The sequence below is a fragment of the Nitrososphaerota archaeon genome (assembly GCA_029785825.1).
Taxonomy (GTDB): Archaea; Thermoproteota; Nitrososphaeria; order Nitrososphaerales; family Gagatemarchaeaceae; genus UBA183.
The window spans coordinates 1,415,594-1,431,750 of record JAFLYY010000001.1 but is presented as its reverse complement, the minus strand read 5'-3'; the positions used below and the strand labels follow the sequence as shown (position 1 = coordinate 1,431,750).

The 16,157-nt window shown below is 61.1% G+C and carries 16 protein-coding genes; 8 read left to right on the top strand and 8 right to left on the bottom strand.

Features of this window, described 5'->3' with window-relative positions; translation table 11 throughout:
• Positions 1-77 precede the first annotated feature (77 nt).
• Positions 78-449: a hypothetical protein gene (locus JRN21_07620; GenBank protein ID MDG6989180.1), complete on the top strand. Its 372-nt coding sequence runs from the start codon at positions 78-80 to the stop codon at positions 447-449.
• An 89-nt stretch (positions 450-538) separates the two neighbouring features.
• Here the strand turns inward: JRN21_07620 and JRN21_07615 are convergent, their stop codons facing one another.
• Entirely contained in the window at positions 539-1,264 is a 726-nt protein-coding gene (locus JRN21_07615) for a PAC2 family protein (protein MDG6989179.1), read from the bottom strand.
• A gap of 108 nt (positions 1,265-1,372) precedes the next feature.
• On the opposite strand from JRN21_07615, the gene JRN21_07610 reads away from it, so the two are divergent.
• A complete protein-coding gene (locus JRN21_07610; GenBank protein ID MDG6989178.1) occupies positions 1,373-2,917 on the top strand; it encodes a DNA topoisomerase I in 1,545 nt (514 codons plus the stop codon).
• Here JRN21_07610 and JRN21_07605 read toward each other — a convergent pair.
• The 3 genes from JRN21_07605 to JRN21_07595 form a co-directional block, all read right to left on the bottom strand.
• Entirely contained in the window at positions 2,914-3,870 is a 957-nt protein-coding gene (locus JRN21_07605) for an AIR synthase family protein (GenBank protein ID MDG6989177.1), read from the bottom strand. The two genes, JRN21_07610 and JRN21_07605, sit on opposite strands and share 4 nt — an antisense overlap.
• A 76-nt stretch (positions 3,871-3,946) precedes the next feature.
• Complete coding sequence (locus tag JRN21_07600; GenBank protein MDG6989176.1) at positions 3,947-4,660, bottom strand: amidohydrolase; 714 nt, start codon at positions 4,658-4,660, stop codon at positions 3,947-3,949.
• 6 nt (positions 4,661-4,666) lie between these two features.
• Positions 4,667-6,211, bottom strand: coding sequence for an amino acid permease (locus JRN21_07595; protein MDG6989175.1), 1,545 nt, complete (start codon positions 6,209-6,211; stop codon positions 4,667-4,669).
• 73 nt (positions 6,212-6,284) lie between these two features.
• Here JRN21_07595 and JRN21_07590 point away from each other — a divergent pair, with 73 nt between their 5' ends.
• Positions 6,285-7,760, top strand: a complete 1,476-nt coding sequence (locus JRN21_07590) for a pyridoxal-phosphate dependent enzyme (GenBank protein ID MDG6989174.1) — start codon at positions 6,285-6,287, stop codon at positions 7,758-7,760.
• On the opposite strand, the gene JRN21_07585 is transcribed toward JRN21_07590, so the two are convergent.
• Positions 7,753-8,481 carry a VIT1/CCC1 transporter family protein gene (locus JRN21_07585; protein ID MDG6989173.1) on the bottom strand — a complete coding sequence of 243 codons (729 nt, stop codon included), beginning with the start codon at positions 8,479-8,481 and terminating at the stop codon, positions 7,753-7,755. The genes JRN21_07590 and JRN21_07585 overlap by 8 nt on opposite strands.
• Before the next feature lie 125 nt (positions 8,482-8,606).
• On the opposite strand from JRN21_07585, the gene JRN21_07580 reads away from it, so the two are divergent.
• From JRN21_07580 to JRN21_07570, 3 genes are read left to right on the top strand one after another with little or no spacing between them, the layout of a single operon-like run.
• Positions 8,607-9,446: a hypothetical protein gene (locus tag JRN21_07580; protein MDG6989172.1), complete on the top strand. Its 840-nt coding sequence runs from the start codon at positions 8,607-8,609 to the stop codon at positions 9,444-9,446.
• 38 nt (positions 9,447-9,484) lie between these two features.
• On the top strand, positions 9,485-10,048 hold the full coding sequence (locus JRN21_07575; protein ID MDG6989171.1) for a hypothetical protein: 564 nt from the start codon (positions 9,485-9,487) through the stop codon (positions 10,046-10,048).
• Complete coding sequence (locus JRN21_07570) at positions 10,041-10,463, top strand: OsmC family protein (protein MDG6989170.1); 423 nt, start codon at positions 10,041-10,043, stop codon at positions 10,461-10,463. The genes JRN21_07575 and JRN21_07570 overlap by 8 nt, the downstream gene beginning before the upstream one ends.
• Here JRN21_07570 and JRN21_07565 read toward each other — a convergent pair.
• Positions 10,460-11,488 (bottom strand): zinc-binding dehydrogenase, encoded by a 1,029-nt coding sequence (locus JRN21_07565; protein MDG6989169.1) that lies wholly within the window; start codon positions 11,486-11,488, stop codon positions 10,460-10,462. The two genes, JRN21_07570 and JRN21_07565, sit on opposite strands and share 4 nt — an antisense overlap.
• 126 nt (positions 11,489-11,614) lie before the next feature.
• On the opposite strand from JRN21_07565, the gene JRN21_07560 reads away from it, so the two are divergent.
• Together JRN21_07560 and JRN21_07555 are read left to right on the top strand one after the other, a co-directional pair.
• Complete coding sequence (locus JRN21_07560; protein MDG6989168.1) at positions 11,615-13,852, top strand: AAA family ATPase; 2,238 nt, start codon at positions 11,615-11,617, stop codon at positions 13,850-13,852.
• Positions 13,839-14,135 (top strand): winged helix-turn-helix transcriptional regulator, encoded by a 297-nt coding sequence (locus tag JRN21_07555; protein ID MDG6989167.1) that lies wholly within the window; start codon positions 13,839-13,841, stop codon positions 14,133-14,135. The genes JRN21_07560 and JRN21_07555 overlap by 14 nt, the downstream gene beginning before the upstream one ends.
• Here the strand turns inward: JRN21_07555 and JRN21_07550 are convergent.
• Positions 14,132-15,304 (bottom strand): AAA family ATPase, encoded by a 1,173-nt coding sequence (locus tag JRN21_07550; GenBank protein ID MDG6989166.1) that lies wholly within the window; start codon positions 15,302-15,304, stop codon positions 14,132-14,134. The two genes, JRN21_07555 and JRN21_07550, sit on opposite strands and share 4 nt — an antisense overlap.
• 2 nt (positions 15,305-15,306) lie before the next feature.
• Complete coding sequence (locus JRN21_07545; GenBank protein MDG6989165.1) at positions 15,307-16,152, bottom strand: geranylgeranylglycerol-phosphate geranylgeranyltransferase; 846 nt, start codon at positions 16,150-16,152, stop codon at positions 15,307-15,309.
• Positions 16,153-16,157 lie beyond the last annotated feature (5 nt).

The following is a 16,157-nucleotide window of genomic DNA, read 5'->3' as shown; positions in this document are numbered from 1 at the left end:
ATCGGAGCGTCGGGGTTGGGACAGATGAATTCCAGACGACTCGCCGCAGGAGGGCTGGCTATCCTCGGGGGGCGCTTATGTTCGGGAGCGGCTATGTCTCGCGGGGGTTTCTTTACACCGCCCTCGGGTACACGGAGCCTCACATCTCGACCTTCCTGAGCGGAGAATACGCGGGCGCGGCGGCGCTCGCAATCACTCTCGTCCAGGCGGTCATCGCCCTTGGAGGCGCTACGGTGGCTGCGGGAGGGCTCACGATCATAACGAAGCACGCGACTGTCGGAAGGACCCTGATATGGCTCGGCGGAGGTGCGGGCTTCCTGGGCCTGTTGGTGGGGTTCGGATACTCCGCATACAGACTAGGCGGTGTGGATTCAGCTCTGGGGTACCTCCCGTACTGGGTAGGCTTGTTGATGGCGATTGTCGGGACGAGGCTCGCGAAGGGGACATGAACCCGCTGAAAGCCCCGAAGGGACGCGTCTCCGCGAGGCAGGCGTAGGATAGTGGCCGGGCGTTTCGACGGGAAAGAGGAGGTTGTCTGCTAGTGGTAGATGCTCTCTTTGGGAGCCGTCCTCGTCGGGGTTACGGGCAGGGCCTTGGAGCGCAACTCTTCTAGGTCTAGGTCGAACCCGGCCAATGCCCCGAGGACGCTGAGGAGCCTGACGACGGAACGGACGTGCGGGCTGGGTTCTCCGTGATCCACGGAGAGCTTGTACCCCCTGATTCCATGTTCCTTGGCCATGGCGACCACCATGGATGCGAAGAAGGGGGCAGGCTCGTCTCCCAGAACCTTCACACCGTTCTTTTTGAGCTTGGAGACCCCGACTGCGTCCGTAGCGAACCCCGACGCCTCCGGGTCGGCCTCGGGCGGGAGCGGGTTCTCCGCCCACCTGGCTCCGATTGAATAGAGCTCCTTCACTCCCATCTCCTCAGCCTTCGACAGGATGAACCGGGCGAATTCGTACTGCTCGTCCATGGGACTCGCGTCTCCGGCGAACAGGACAACGTCGTGTTTCCCCCTGCAGAGGTAGAACCCGCACTCCTGTAGAGAAGCCAGCCCTTCTTCCCTGACCATGATTTCAGGGGGGAAGGCCGAAGCCCTGACGGTCCCTATCCTCTTGAATTCCATCTTCTTGAGCATATACTGCCCGAGCTCTCGCGCCTGCGAGTAGAGCGCGCGATACTGCGGCATGGCAGTGGAGACCGCGACGACCATGACTGGGTCTTTGAGTGGGTGGCCGACGGCTCCCTGATAATCTAGCCACATGAGATGGGGCGCCACGTCTCCCCCTGCTTATTTAACCATCCCAAGGAAAGAAGAGACGGGCATGACGATTTTAAATAGACGCAGAAGAGAAACTTCGTTAGCCCGTTCATGAGCGCCTACTGGACGACGCTTTCTCACAACGGAGTCAACTTTCCCGACCCCTACCAGCCCGACGGCCTATCGATCTCGGTGAGAGGGAAGGTCGTTCCTCTATCGGCCTCGGCCGAAGAAATGGCATACAACTTCGCCAAGAAAAAGGACACGCCCTACGTCCAGGACCCGGTCTTCCAGTCCAACTTCACATCGGACTTCGTCACGGAGCTTCCAGAGTGGTGCAGGGGGGCGAGGTTCAGTGATTTCGACTTCACCGCGCTGAACCGGAAGGTGGACCGCGAGAAGGCTGTGAAGGAAACCATGCCCAAGGAGGAGAAGAAATCCCTGGCCGCTTCGAGGAAGGAAAGACGGGAGTCCCTGAAGGCCAGGTACGGCAAGGCGGTCCTCGACGGGAAGGAAGTGGACATTGCCAACTGGATGGTGGAGCCTCCGGGGCTGTTCATGGGCCGGGGCCAGCACCCTCTCAGGGGCAGGTGGAAGCCGAGGGTGGGCGCCTCGGATGTCGTCCTGAACCTCGGAGAGTCGGCCCAGGTCCCGCCGGGCGACTGGAAGGAAGTGGTCCACGACCACAACTCGATGTGGATGGCCAAATGGGTCGACAAGCTCACGGACAAGGAAAAGTACGTCTGGCTCCATGAGAGTTCGCCACTTCAGCAGTCCCGGAGCAAGGCGAAGTACGACAACGCGAAGAAGGTCGGGACCCACCTCAACAAAATCCGAGGGAAGATGAGCAAAGAGCTCGATTCAAAGGACGAAAGGCTGAGGCAGGTCGCAACGGTGTGCTATCTGATTGACACCTTAGGAATGAGGGTCGGAGACGAGAAGGACGAAGACGAGGCGGACACGGTCGGGGCGAGCACCCTCAGAGTCGAGCACGTCACGCTTGGCGGCGACCTCGCAGAGTTCAACTTCCTCGGGAAGGACTCGGTCCTCTGGCACAAGTCTGAGAAGGTGCCTGCTTCTGTGGCGCGGAACCTCAGGGAGTTCATGTCAGGGAAGGGCCCCGGGGAAGAAGTGTTCCAGAACGTCAGCTCTGGAATGGTCAACCAGTTCCTCTCGTCCATAGTCCCCGGAGCCACCGCAAAGGTGTTCAGGACGTTCCACGCCACAGCGAAGGCGCAGGAGATCCTAGGCGCGAAGGACATGAGGGCGGCTGACGACCTAGACAAGCTCTACCATGCCAAGGAGGCCAACCTGCAGGCTGCAGTGTTCTGCAACCACCAGAGGACCCCTCCGAAGAACTGGGAGGAATCTCGCTTGAAGAAGGAACAAAAGCTCAAAGAAGCGGTCTCCAAGAACGACTCGAAGAGGATCCCGAAGCTCAGGCGCGAGCTTGAATTCTACGAGAGGACCAAGAACTACAACCTGAACACCTCGCTGAAGAACTACATCGACCCAAGGGTGTACAAGGCGTGGTGCGACTACGTGGGGCTCGAGTGGGCCAAGGTGTACAGCAAGTCCTTGCAGAAGAAATTCGCCTGGGCCGCGAAGTCCTCGGCGAAGTGGGAGGGTTCCCGCCTTGGAGAGTCAGGGCCCTAGGCTCTACGAGGCGGTCTACGAAGCACACGCCATAGCTCGTCCTGCGGGGCTTCGGTCATCACTCGTCTTGAGCCGGCCCTGCCGACGACCGACCTGCCCCCCCTCGCAAAGTCCCCTATGCGCGTGACCTTGCACACCCCGCCGAGTGCCCTCTCCACCCCAATCTCCTCTCCCTTCCTCACGGCCAGAATGAGGGCTCCCGAACCTATGAGTTTCAGCGGGTCAATCGACAGTGCTTCACAAATCTTCGCCGTTTCCGGGAGCACCGGGACCAGCTCCTCTTCGAGCACGAATCCGAGGCCAGAGGCTAGTGACATCTCATAGGCGGCCCCGAGGACGCCTCCTTCGGTGCAGTCGTGCATGGCGTGAATGCTCCCTGTCCCGAACGCAGCGACGGCCTCTTCGACTACGCTGACCTGCGAGATAAGGCCTTCAGCCCTCCTCAAGGCGGCCCGCGGGACGCCTCGTAGCAGGTCGGGGCGCTCGGCTGCTATCTCTGACGTCCCTTCCAGCCCCGCGAACTTCGTCATCATCATCGTGTCACCTGCCTCGGCCCCACTCGACGAAACATACTTCTTGGCGTAGCCGAAGGCTGTGACCACCACTATCGTCCTCTTCAGTCCGGGGGTGACTTCCGTATGCCCCCCCACGATCGCCATCCCCAGCGACGCTGCAGTTTCGTGCATCTGTTCCCCGATTACGGCGGCATCCTCGGCTGAAGAGCCCTCTGCGAGAAGGACGACCGTCTCGGCGAACATCGGCCTGGTACCACTGGTGGCCACGTCGTTAGCGCTCACATGGATGGCGTAACGCCCGATGTCTTCGGTGGCGCCGGTTATGGGGTCGGCTGACACGAGGAGGAATCCACCGTCCAGCCTGACGGTGGCGAAGTCAAGGCCGGGCTTCGGACCTTCGACGACCAGGTCTGAGGGCGCGCCTGTACTGGTCAGCATCGTCCGCCGCAGGAGATCGATTGGAAGCTTGCCCAGCTGGAGCCGCTTCAGTTCCCATCACCAGGTACCGGGTGCCTCACGACAGCAGACGCTCCGCGTTATCGTGAAGGACCTTGCGCTGGAGGCGGTCGTTGAGCCCCGAGACACGGACCTTTTGGAGCTCCACGGAGTAGTCGTGGAAAGGATAGTCCGAGCCGAAGACGACTCTCTCCTCCCCCACGCGCTCGACCGCTTCCCTGATCTTGGAGTGCATCGACACGCCGGATGTCTCCAATGTTATGTTGTCGAACTTCCTCGCCGTATCTATGGCCGCCTTGATGTAGACCCCATGGGCGTGCCCCATGTGGAGCATGACTATCTTGGCTTCTGGGTACTTCTCAGCTAGCTCCCCTATGCTCCACGGGAGCGAGAACGGGGGATGACCTGAGTGGATGGCGACCGGGAGGCGCCTGGATGCCATGAACTCCACGATGGGCCTGACCTCGTCGTCGGTAGGGAGGAACGCATGCAAGAGCGGGTGGAGTTTCACCCCTCTGAACCCCCACTCGTCAACAGCCTTCCGGACGAGGTCCAACGCCCTTGGGTCGTGAGGGTTGGGCCAGACGTACCCGACCAGCCTTCCCGGGTGGGAGTCGACGGCCCGTTTGACGACTTCGTTGTCGAGGCCGAAGACGGCTGCCTTCTCAACTTCGAACCTGTCCATCTGTTCGACCAGTTGGCCTGCTGTGGCCGAGACCCCTGCCCAACTCCCGAACACTCCAATGTGAGCGTGTGCGTCTATCACTGCCACTGAGCATCAGTCCGGCGGGAGCCTAGAGTGGAGCGTGGATAGATCTATGCCCCTCTTCTTGTTGTACCAGCGCGAGGTCGCGTAGATCACCGCCGGGACGGCCACAACGACGGCGGTGAAGACCTCGGCAGGGACCGAGAACGGCCCCACCGCGGGGTTCGCTATGCTGTTGTACCCTAGATACGCGAACAGCGCTGCGGCTGCCACGCCGAGGACGGACAGCAGCGGGACCCCCTTCCTCTGCCCGTAGATGTCCCTCCTGGTCAGAGGGAGAAGGATCGCACAGAGGGCGGCGAGGAACCAGACGACGCTATAGAAGAAGATGGAGTTGACCTGGGTGGCTATGAAGGAAGTGAAATACTGAAGGTACATCGGGACCACCGCCAGGATAGCAGCGAAGCCTATGGCCACCGTGGGTGTGTGGAACCTGTCGCTGACGCTTGCGAACCTTGCCGGTATCACCCTGTCGAACGACCAAGCAAGGAAGAGCCTGCTGATGAATGCGATTGCCAGCCACGACCACCCTATGTTCCCGACGAAGAGGGCTGCCACCAGGAACCAGAGCAGGTAGGGGTTTCCGTTTAGGACGGTCGCGAAGGCCGTGGGGACGGTGGCCACTCCCCCATTCGACACCGTCCATGCCTCAATGAAAGATATGCCTACCCTCGAGTCGACGAGGTAGGTCAGAGCGAACCAGACGGCGATCGATACGACTTCGGCGAGGACAAGCCCATAGAGGAGGGACCTCCTGGGTTTCTTCAGTTCCCCTCCTACCAGTTGCATGACCGGGTACGGTCCGATGCTCACGAAGAGGAGCGGGACGACGGCGCTGAGGTTGGCGAGGCTGGCTCCAGGGGTATATCCCTTCGCCTCGGCTTGGGCCATCACCGCGCTAATCCCTCCGCTGAAGTGACTGGCGTAGGCGCTCGCGAACTGAGAGCTGCTGCTCGTCGTGAAAATCACGAGAACCATGACCATAGCCACGGCTCCCATCCCGAAGAATGTGTAGACGGCGTACTTCAGCACTCTACCTCCAAAGGCCACGACGACCGTCCCCACTAGGAGAATCAGGAGCCCTCCCACCATCAGCAGCTCAGGTGAGCTCGAAGTCCCGGGGTTCATCGCCGTCCCGAGTGAAGCCATCCACTGGTTCCCGAGGGCCTGTCCCGAGAAGGAGAGCTGCGTACCCGCTTCGGTGAACGCCCAGTAGGAACCGGATCCTGCGGATATCAAAAGCGCCACGAAGAAGAGGAAACTCGCTACGAACCCCACCGGACTAGAGAGTATCCTCGAGATGAACACGTAGTCACCTCCCGTCTTCGGCATGATGGAAGTCAGCTGCCAGTACAAGACCACTATCACCAAGGCGATGACTCCCCAGACCGCGAGGCCGGCGTAGTAGTTCACGTTCTGGTAATAATCGGGGGTGACCCAGAAAATCCCCGCCCAGCTGGTGAGCCACGGAAAGAAGACGACCGTCCAGGCGAAGACGTCCCATGCAGAGAGCTCCTTCACTATGCCTGTGGCCTCCCTCACGAATGTCTCGGGCAAAGCGCTTGTGGACGTCCGCCGTCCGATGACATATAAGCTGCAACCTATATATCAGCCCGGCGGCCGATTCGTCGTGCAGTCGCTGAAGTGCGTGCGTTGCTCGAAGCTGACGGAGTCGGAGCGGCTGGATCCTTCCTGCGAAAGGTGTGGAGGTGCAGTCCTCTTCTCCGGCCAGCCTGTTTCGTTCCCGACGAGAGCGGAGCTGGACGGGTCTCCAGCCGGCGTCTGGAGATACCGCGCCTTCCTCCCTCCGGTTAGCCTTGAGCAGGTGGTCAGCCTGGGTGAAGGGGGGACCCCGCTCCTCCGGTCCCAGAGGCTGGGCAAGGAGCTGGGGCTTGGTAACCTCCTGATCAAGGACGAGAGCCGGAACCCGACCGGCTCTTTCATGGACAGGGGCTCTACGGTCCTTCTCAGCCTCGCGAAGGGGAGGGGAGTCAGGGAGTGCGACTGCGTGACCACAGGGAACCTCGGCGCTTCGCTCGCGGCGTACTGTGCCAAGGCCGGCGTGAGAGCGGTAATCAAGGTCCCCCCGAACGTTGACCGCGGGAAGCTCTATCAGATGCTCGCCTACGGGGCCGAACTGGACTCGACTCCCGGGAGAAGGGCTGCCGGCCACCACGGGGACGCTCTGAGCGTCTCAGCGAGCAACCCGTTCATCCTTGAGGGCGAAAAGACGACAGGATTCGAGCTGGCCCAAGAATTGGGCTGGAATCTCCCAGACGTCATCGTGGTTCCGGTAGGGACAGGGGGCCACCTGACCATGGTATGGAGGGCGATCCGGGAGCTCCGCGCGGCAGGGCTGGCCGAAGGTAGCTGCAGGCTGCTGGGTGTCAGGCTTGGCACCCCTTTCGTCGGCCGGAGGGGAAGAGGATCAAGGTCTGGGGACGGGGAAGGCGAACCCTCCCCAGCCGAGCTGGAGTCAGAGCCCCTCTTCGGGGCGGAGGCGGCTGCTTCGGTGTCCGAGTCGGGCGGGAGGACAATGGAGGTTTCCCCAAGGGAGATGATCGAAGCCACGGGGTTACTGGCGCGGACCGAGGGCATATTCGCCGAGCCCTCCGCTTCCTCGGTGGTAGCTGCCATAGAAGGGGCCGTCGAAGAAGGGTATATCGGCGCCACTGAGATGGTTGTCTGCGTAATCACCGGCGCCGGGCTCAAGGACACGAGATCGGTGACGAAGCTTGCGAGGGAGGCAAGGAAACCCGAGCCCGCCATCCCCTTCGGGGGGGCCGGGCCTGCTATGGGAAGGACCAAGGTCGAGCTCCTCCGCCTGTTGCAGGACGGCCCTGGCTACGGCTACGACCTCCGTGCGAAGCTCAGCGCGGACCGGGTGATGTCCACGGCAAGCGTCTACCAGCACCTAACGGAGCTAGAAGCCGCCGGGATGGTCCGCAGGAGGGGGACCGTTGCAGCGAAGGGAAGGGAGAGGGTCTTTTACGAAATCACGGGGCGAGGGACGACCCTGCTCGCACTGGCCGGGCGGCTCGAGGAGCTGGCGGCTCGCGGCGCGAACCCACCGAATGGGCGTCCCATCAGAGGCGCGTTCAGATAGCCGACACGAGCAGCCCTATCAGATAGAGGAGAATCCCGGCTACGGCTCCGATCAGCGCGGACTCGAGACCGGAGGCGGGGCGGAAGCTCCTCGGCACGAAGACCTTCGAACCGAGCACGAACAATGCGAAGAGCGAAGCAGCCACCGAACCCAGAAGGGCGTCAATCCGGGGGACCTGGAAGGTGTACGGGACAACGGTCAGGAGCGCAAGCAGGAGAAAAGCCGTTCCAGCCGCCGCTGGCCTGGAGAAAACGCCCATGCGGGCGTCCTCCACATTCACCCGCAACTCCCTCCGGAGCATCTCCTTCAGCCAGAGCTCCTTGTTCTTGACCAGCCTCCCCATTATCACTTCTACCTCGGCGTCGCCGTACCCGTCCTTCTTCAGGAGGTCTACCATCTCTCTTCTCTCTTCGTCGGGCTCCGTTTCGATCTCCATCATCTCCCTGCTCATGTCTATCTTCAGAGAGTCCAGCTCGGACCTCCGGGAAAGATAACTGCTGAAGAACATGGAGATGGCGCCCGCCAGGGCGAATGCCAGGCCGGCTAGGGCTATAGTCCCGAAGGGCACCCCCGCCCCGTTAAGGGCGGCGGTCATGGCCAAGCCTTCGATGGCGCCGTCGCTCCCTCCGAGGACGACCCTGTCCAAGACCTGGCGGGCAGGAATGTGCGGATGCTTCTCTCTCTGTTCGGCCGACAGACCTAGTCGGGCGGAATACGGCACGGTTCGTATTTAGAAGTTGACCGAGGCAAGAGGAGACGGCTGAGGGCGTCTCCGGGTCGGATTTTCTGCCCTTGAAAATGGGAGCATTTATTAGGAATACACACTAGGGGAGAGGCAGATTAATCATGCGTTATCCGAAAGAGATAGAGGTCTGGGAGCATGCGCCAGGGAAAAGGCTCGTAGAGGTGGTCGTCAAAATCCGGAACGAGAAGGGCGCGCTCGCGAAATGCAGCCAGATCTTGAACGATTCGAACATCAACATCCTGACGGGGTTCTTCACGGCGCCCTCCTCTTCGAGGGGAGCGTTTCTGAGCTTCTTCGCGGACGTGACGGACTCGGAAGGGGGGCTCGCAGAGCTCAAGAAGACCCTTCTGGGGCTCGACGTCATAGAGTCGGTCGACGGAGTAGCCGCTGAAGACGGTTTCATGGTGGACAGGCAGCACTTCCCAGTCCAGTGGGCAGGGCGGAAGGCGGTCGTGATGCGGACCGAGGCCCTCAACGAGATGCTCAACAGGCTCTGGGTCGTCTTCGGAACCGGAGCAGCCACGATCATCGACCAGATGGCGGAGGCGATGGGGAGGCACTCGGCCAGGGAGGTCGTCGAAGACTTCGGCAAGAAGTTCGCAGTAGATCAGATCGACGAGCTCATAGGGACCTATTCGGCTCTCGGCTACGCGGACGTTTCGATTGAGAAGAGCAGGTCCTCTGACTTCCCCGTCGTGGTGAACGCGAAGGAACTATTCGAGTGCGAAGCGAACGCGAAGCTGAAACTCCGCAGACGGAGCGGCTTCTTCAGGGCTCACCTCAGAGGTTTCATGTCCGGAGTCTTCGGAAAGCCGCTCGAGGTCAGCGAGGTCCAGTGCCTTACGGAAGGAGACGAGGTCTGCTCGTTCAGGGTCGCCATCTCCGAGGCGGTCGTCCCCAGCGTCGCGAGCAGATTGGCGGAGCGCGGCGCTCAGGCCTAACCAACCCTTTTAACGCCAACCGTCCGCACCGGATTCAATTGTCTCTCAAGGACAGGCGAGGAGAATATTCATGGCCAGAGACGCGGATAGACAGGGTCCAGGCGGTGACCGACAAGAAGACCTACGGGCTGGGTGACTCTATCAGGGCTAGCGTGGCCTTCAGGATCGTCGGCGGGTTGCGTGAGGCGTTCCATCCGGACGTATGGACGGTGGCTTGGGAGGACTTCGACAAGAAGCTCCGGCTCACGACCAGGATGAAGCTGAGCGTGCAGGGCGCGCTGCGTCCGCGGAAGGTGAGCGAAATCAAGAAAGAGGTGAGGGTGGCGAGCTTTTACTGGAGCAGGGACCCAGACCTCCCTTACAGGATATGGGTGATGATAGTCCCCGAAGACGGCGGCGCGCCGAAGATACCCCGAAGTGTCGAAGACGCGAAGTCGGAGATGCTCGACGTGGAGAAGGAGTTCACCTTCCCGGCGTCTGAGCTCGGCCTGGGAACCCACAAACTGATCGCGGAAGCTGCCGGAAAGTGGGGGCGGAGGAGCTTCATCGAGAAAGGGGAGGCGTCGTTGAAGTCGAAGCCCGTGGTGGTCAAGGTTGAGTGAAGAGCGCTGGCTCGCTGAGGTGAAGTGGGACGAGGGGAACGTCTTCCTCGGTTCCGACACCTCAGGGCACACCGTCGTTTACGACTCGGCAGAGGGGGTCCAGAAGGGCATCAGTCCGATGAGGGCGGTCCTCACCTCGCTCGGCGCCTGCACCGGGATGGACGTCGTCGCCATACTAAAGAAGCGCAAGCAGAACTTGACGTCGCTGAAAATCTTCCTCTCGGGCGATAGGCCGGAGCACGGGCTCCCGAAGCCCTGGACTTCCATACACGTGAAGTACGTCCTCTCCGGTGTCGCCCTTGACAAGGGGTATGTGGAAGAAGCGATCAGGGACAGCACGGAGAAGTTCTGCAGCGTCGGGGCTACATTGCAGCCCACCGCTAGGATCTCGCACTCCTACGAGATAGTCCCCTAGACCTTCAGGACTATCTTCCCGAAGTGCTTGCTCTCCTCCATTCTCGCCTGGGCGTCGGCGGCGCGCTCAAGCGGGTACACGGAATCGACGACGGTCCTGAGCCTCCCCTTTTCGTAGAGCTTCACCACTTCAAGGAGCTCCCCCATCCCTGCCATGAAGCTCCCGTAGATGGTCAGCTCCCGGTTGTAGACGTACCTGAGGTCGGTTGCGACGTCTGCCCCTGTCGTCGCCCCGCAAGTGACCAGCCTCCCTCCCTTGGCCAACGCCTTCACGCTCCGATCCCACGTTGATTTCCCCACGTGCTCGACGACGACGTCCACCCCTCTCCTCCCAGTGAACTTCTTCACCTCCTCGAGCACGTCCTGTGAGTAGTGGTCGATTACTTCGTCGGCTCCGAGCGCCTTCGCCTTCTCCAGCTTCTCGGACCCTCCCGCAGTCGCAATCACTCTGGCGCCGAACACCTTAGCCAGCTGGATGGCAGCGGAGCCCACTCCGGAGTTCCCCCCTAGGACCAGGACGGTGTCCCCGGGGGACACCCTGGCCTTCGTCACGAGCATATGATATGCTGTTTCTGAGACGAGAGGGAAGGACGCCGCCTCTTCGAATGTCATCCCATCTGGCTTCCTGACGAGGTGCGTCCTCCTCGCCTTGACGAGCTGAGCATAGCCCCCGTCCACACCGTATCCGGTTATGGTGTACTCCCTGCACTGGTTGTCTCTCCCGGAGAGGCATCTGTCGCACCGCCCGCACCCGAGCCCGGGGTTGACTATGACGGCGTCCCCCTTCTGGAACTCCTTCTCCTCCGGGGGGACCCACTCTACCTCCCCGGCGATGTCGCTCCCCGAGATGTGGGGAAGGGGAATCTTTACGTTGGGGAGGCCGTTCCGCGCCCAGATATCGAGGTGGTTGAGGGCACACGCCTTCACACTCACCAAGACTTCGTCTGCGGTCGGCGTTGGATCAGGGGCTTCCTCGTACTGTAGCACTTCAGTCCCCCCATGCCTGTGGAATCTGACGGCCTTCACGGCCCCTCCTCGCTGGGTCAGGCTATTTCCACTTTGTCAGAATACTTTCGGCGAACCCTCTACCCTTGGTTCTATCAAGTGCATGCCTAAGGTTATAAAAGAAACTGGAAAGATGATTCAACCCTTATGACACCACCACGCTCGGTCTTCAGGGACGAATCGGTACTCCTTCAGGAGTACCTCCCTCACCAGATTCCCCACCGCGAAGCGCAGCTCAAGAAGCTAGAGCTCTACTTCCAGGGCGTGGCGCAGAACGCCTCGAAGGCGAGCCAGACGGTGATGATAACGGGTCCGGTGGGATGCCACAGAAAGGGACAACTCGTTCTGACGTTCAACGGCCCAATGAAACGCGTCGAAGATGTGGTTCAAGGAGATTTGTTGATGGGTCCAGATAGCACACCGAGACGAGTGCTTGAGACGGTGCATGGCTTTGGAAAAATGGTCGAAGTCCAACCCTTCAAGGGGAAACCGTTCGTCGTCTCCGAAGACCACATCCTCACTGTCATACAGGCCCGACCGAGGGAATGCCCACGAAAGCCATCGGACGGCACGGACGGGGTTGTCAAGGATGTCCGGGTAAGCGAGCTACTGAAGCTCCAAAGGCTGCACGTTGGTCCTAAGGCGTTGTACAAGTTAGTCAGGACCGGAGCCGACTTCCCGAAGATACCGGAAGGACCCATCGACCCGCATTTCCTTGGCATATGTCTAGGGGGTGGTGGGGGTACTCATGGCAGCACAGGCATCACTTCGGCGGACGCGGAAATTGCAACAATCGTAAAGGAGCAGTCTGAAAAATACGCGCCGAAAACACGCCAGTACCCGGCAGGTCAAGCTCAACAACGCACGCTAATGGTGGGGAGGACAGGCGGCCAAACGCTACTGAACGATCTGGCCAAGGACCTGATGGCGCTGGGCCTCTACAAGATGACAGCTGAATCGAAGTTCATCCCATTCCAGTACAAGTTCGGCTCGAGAAAGACACGCTCCGAAGTTCTGGCTGGATTGCTCGACGCAGACGGCAGCCTGGAGACAGGGTCCTTCGATTACATCACAGAATCGAGACAGCTGGCTGAGGACGCGGCATTTGTAGCCCGGAGCCTAGGGTTCTACGCCTTCGTCAGGGCGAAGTCTTCTCACGACCAGTCTGGTCGTAAAGGGCCGCAGTACAGGGTCGGGATCTCGGGGGACATCTCCAAGATTCCCACTAGGGTCAAGCGAAAACAGGCGCCACTGCGGAAGCAGAAGATGAGCGTCCTAAGGACCGGTTTCGCGCTGAAACCTCTAGGGGAAGAGGAGTATTTCGGCTTCCGGGTCGACGGAGACAGGCGATATCTCTTGGACGACTTCACCGTGACGCATAACTCGGGAAAGACCATGCTGGCGAAGAAGCTCCTCCTCGAGTCGCTGCCGAGGAAGGCCTCTCTCTACGGAAATCTCGTAAAGGTCGTGCACGTCAACTGCAGGATAGATAGGACCATCCAGGCCATAATGGTGAAGGCCTTAAAGTCGCTCGGCCAGAACTACCCGACCCGAGGGTACAGCTTCGAGGAACTGTTGACCGCTTTGGTCGAGGAGCTCAGGACGAACCGGATGCACCTCGTCATCGCCTTCGACGAGGTCGACTCCCTGGTCCTCTCCGACCCGTCTTCCTTGTATATCATCACCCGCCTAAGAGAGATGGCGCCCGGGAGTCAGGTGCTGTCGTCTGTCCTGATATCCAAGACGACCGACTACCTCAAGAAGGTGGACCTGAGCACGCTCAGCTCGCTCCAGTGGAACGAGATCGTACTTGACGGCTACCCGTCGGAGCAGCTCGCAGACATCCTCGCCTCCCGGGTCGAAGCGTTCAACGACGGCTGCTTTGACGACGACATGATTCAGCTGGCCGCCGATATTGCGGGGACGTACGGCGACGCTCGCTACGCCCTGGATCTGATCTGGAGGGCGGGGAAACTGGCGGACGATTCGGGGTCGCCGCGGGTCCTCCCAGAGCACATAAGATCTGCCAAAGCCTCGCTCCCACCTCAGCTCAGGAAGGAGGAGCTGGCCTACCTGACCATGCACCAGAAGCTGCTACTGCTGGCGGCATCCGCCCTCCTGAAAAAGGGAGGCTCGGCCTACGTTACCATCGGGGAAGTGGAGAAGAGCTACTCCGCCCTCTGCGAGGACATGAAGCTTGCCGCATACCACCACACCCAGGTGTGGAGCGACATCAGCGAGCTCTCAAGGAAAGGGATCATCGAGACCCAGCTCTCTGGTAAGGGAGTCCGGGGGAGGACTACGATGATAGGGCTCTCCCTCGTCTCGGCGAAGGAGCTGATGGCCGAGCTCGAAAAGGGGATGGTCGCAGATGTTAGAGCTTGAGGAGCTGATGTCCTCCTACGGGAGGGCGAAGGTACTCACCGTGATGCTGGAGACCGGGGAACTCAACGTCTCCGAAATCACGCGGAGGTCGGGCCTGTCTCACGGCGCCGCCGTGCGGCACTTGGAGTTCCTAACCAAGTCGGGGCTCATCACGGAGAAGCGCTTCAACAGGATAAGGATATTCCGGGTGGACCCCGAGAACCCACTGACGGGCGCCCTTTCGAGGTTCTACGCAGACTGGAAGGAGTCGGGAGGGACGGCCGCTGCCGCGCTCCCCAGCTAGCGCCCGGTCCTCCTCGCCGCTTCCTTCGCCAGAAACGTGCCGTAGCCCTCGTCCAGGTTCAGGCTCTTAACAAGAGAATCACGGAAACCCTCATCGGAGCAGAGGATGATGACGAACGGCATGTCCTCCACCAGGAACCCCTTCTGGCTGATCGCGAGCCTCCGGCCGGCGGCTGACGCGATTTCTTTTAGCCTCCTGAAGTCGTTCCAGATTCTCAGCTGCAGAGGCCAGGGGACGGCGTCCATGGTGTACTTGGGCCCCCCGTCCCCGAGAGACCTCCAGAGCTCTGACGCGAGCGTAGGGTCCAGATATCGCAAAAGCCTCCAGTCCTTCCCGCGCATCATCCTCCCCAGGAGAATGTCTGCACGAGATAAGACGTCGAGGGCCTCTGATTTCCTCTCCTCGTGGATTCCTGACCTGACCACCGAGGTGAACAGGTCCCTGACCTTCTCCCTCGGCTGACCTGGAAAGGCCCTGAGTGCGGCCAGGGCCGCCCCCTCGTCGGTCGCGTCGAAGAACGCGTTAATCGACTCAGACGCCGTGAGCTCCTCGTCCCTCCGCGCCGGGACCCCCACCTGCAGGGAGTTGATAGCGGCCCTCAGGTCTCCGTTCGCTACCCTGGCCAGCTCCTCGATCTCGCCCGGACCGAAGTCGACCCCCTCCAGACGGGCTATCGCCTCCAGCCTCTGGCGGACCACCTGGAGATCGGCCCTCCTGAATTCGATCTTGGTCACGGCGCTCCCCAGCTTCTTCACCTGGTCAGAGTCGGGGTCGTTGGCCGCCATGACCACTGGGTTCTCGCTCTTCTTCACGGCATCTTTGATGAAATCGATGGCGCCGTAGTCCGCCCTCCCGGCGAGGCCGTCGACCTCGTCCAGGAACACCATGGTCCTTCCCAGAAGGCTGGTGCTGGAGATGGCCTCTCCCAGCTTCTTGTCGAGCCTATCCTTGGTCCTCGCGTCGCTGGCGTTCAGCTCCACCAGCTGCAGCCCCATGTCGTCGGCTACCAGATGGACCGTGGTGGTCTTGCCCGTCCCGGGGGGGCCGACCAGCAGCGCCGCCCTCCCGCCAGGCTTCCATTTCTTCAGCCAGAGAGCGAGCTTCGCTTTCCCTTCCTCGTTCCCCACCATCTCTTCGAGCTTCCTTGGCCGGTGCTTCTCCGTCCACAAGGCTAGAGCGCCCCTCCGATGAAGACAAGCAGCCCGACCGTCATTCCGGCCAGGGCTATGTTCTTGACCCTGTACGCGTTAGCCGGGTCTCCGCGCACTAGGATGGCAGCCGCGAGATAGACGAAAATCACGTCTGGTGCGACCACGCCCAGGGTGTAGACCTCGTTGGCGAGCCCGGTCAGGAGCGGGACCCAGCTCGTAAGCACGGCTAGGGAGAAGAACCCCGCCCCGACGCGCGAAGCGAAGCCGAGCCCCCTCCTCCTGGCGACGGAGTCGACGTCCCTGCGGGCATCCCCCTCGACATCCGCCATGGCCTTGACGACCTCCCTCCCTACCCCGGAGAAGAAGGCGGTGAGAGCCATGAGTAGGAGTAGGGAGCCGGCGACGGCGCCTCCCGCGACGGCCCCTCCGTAGATGAATGGGATTGCGAGGGACGAAGCCACTATGATGTTCCCCGGAAGCCCCGACTTTTTGGCCCGGCTGTTGTAAACCCACGACAGCGCGGCGTAGACTGCTGCAACCGCTACTGCTAGCGGGTTGAGCGAAAGTATGGAGCACGCCATACCCGCCGCAAGGGCGGCGACGGAGAGCCTGTCTGCCTCTTGGACGGTGACCCTTCCGCTGGGAATCGGCCTCTCGGGCCTGTTAATCCTGTCGACCTCCACGTCATATACGTCGTTGACCACCATCGAATAGGCGCAGATGAAAAACCCGGTCAGGAACCCCAGCGCCAGCTGTGCGACCAGGATGGTCGGCGGCTTGGACACGAACGCCCCGATGATCACCGCGAACCCGATCATGGCGCAGTTGACCGGCCTGACCAGGTCAAGCGCCCCTCTGGCGTTCATCTGGG

Coding starts and splice junctions, on each gene's coding strand:
- JRN21_07580 (MDG6989172.1), top strand. CDS start 8,607: ATGCGTTATCCGAAAGAGATAGAGGTCTGGGAGCATGCGCCAGGGAAA.
- JRN21_07610 (MDG6989178.1), top strand. CDS start 1,373: ATGAGCGCCTACTGGACGACGCTTTCTCACAACGGAGTCAACTTTCCC.
- JRN21_07620 (MDG6989180.1), top strand. CDS start 78: ATGTTCGGGAGCGGCTATGTCTCGCGGGGGTTTCTTTACACCGCCCTC.
- JRN21_07555 (MDG6989167.1), top strand. CDS start 13,839: ATGTTAGAGCTTGAGGAGCTGATGTCCTCCTACGGGAGGGCGAAGGTA.
- JRN21_07615 (MDG6989179.1), bottom strand. CDS start 1,264: ATGTGGCTAGATTATCAGGGAGCCGTCGGCCACCCACTCAAAGACCCA.
- JRN21_07560 (MDG6989168.1), top strand. CDS start 11,615: ATGACACCACCACGCTCGGTCTTCAGGGACGAATCGGTACTCCTTCAG.
- JRN21_07545 (MDG6989165.1), bottom strand. CDS start 16,152: ATGAACGCCAGAGGGGCGCTTGACCTGGTCAGGCCGGTCAACTGCGCC.
- JRN21_07605 (MDG6989177.1), bottom strand. CDS start 3,870: ATGCTGACCAGTACAGGCGCGCCCTCAGACCTGGTCGTCGAAGGTCCG.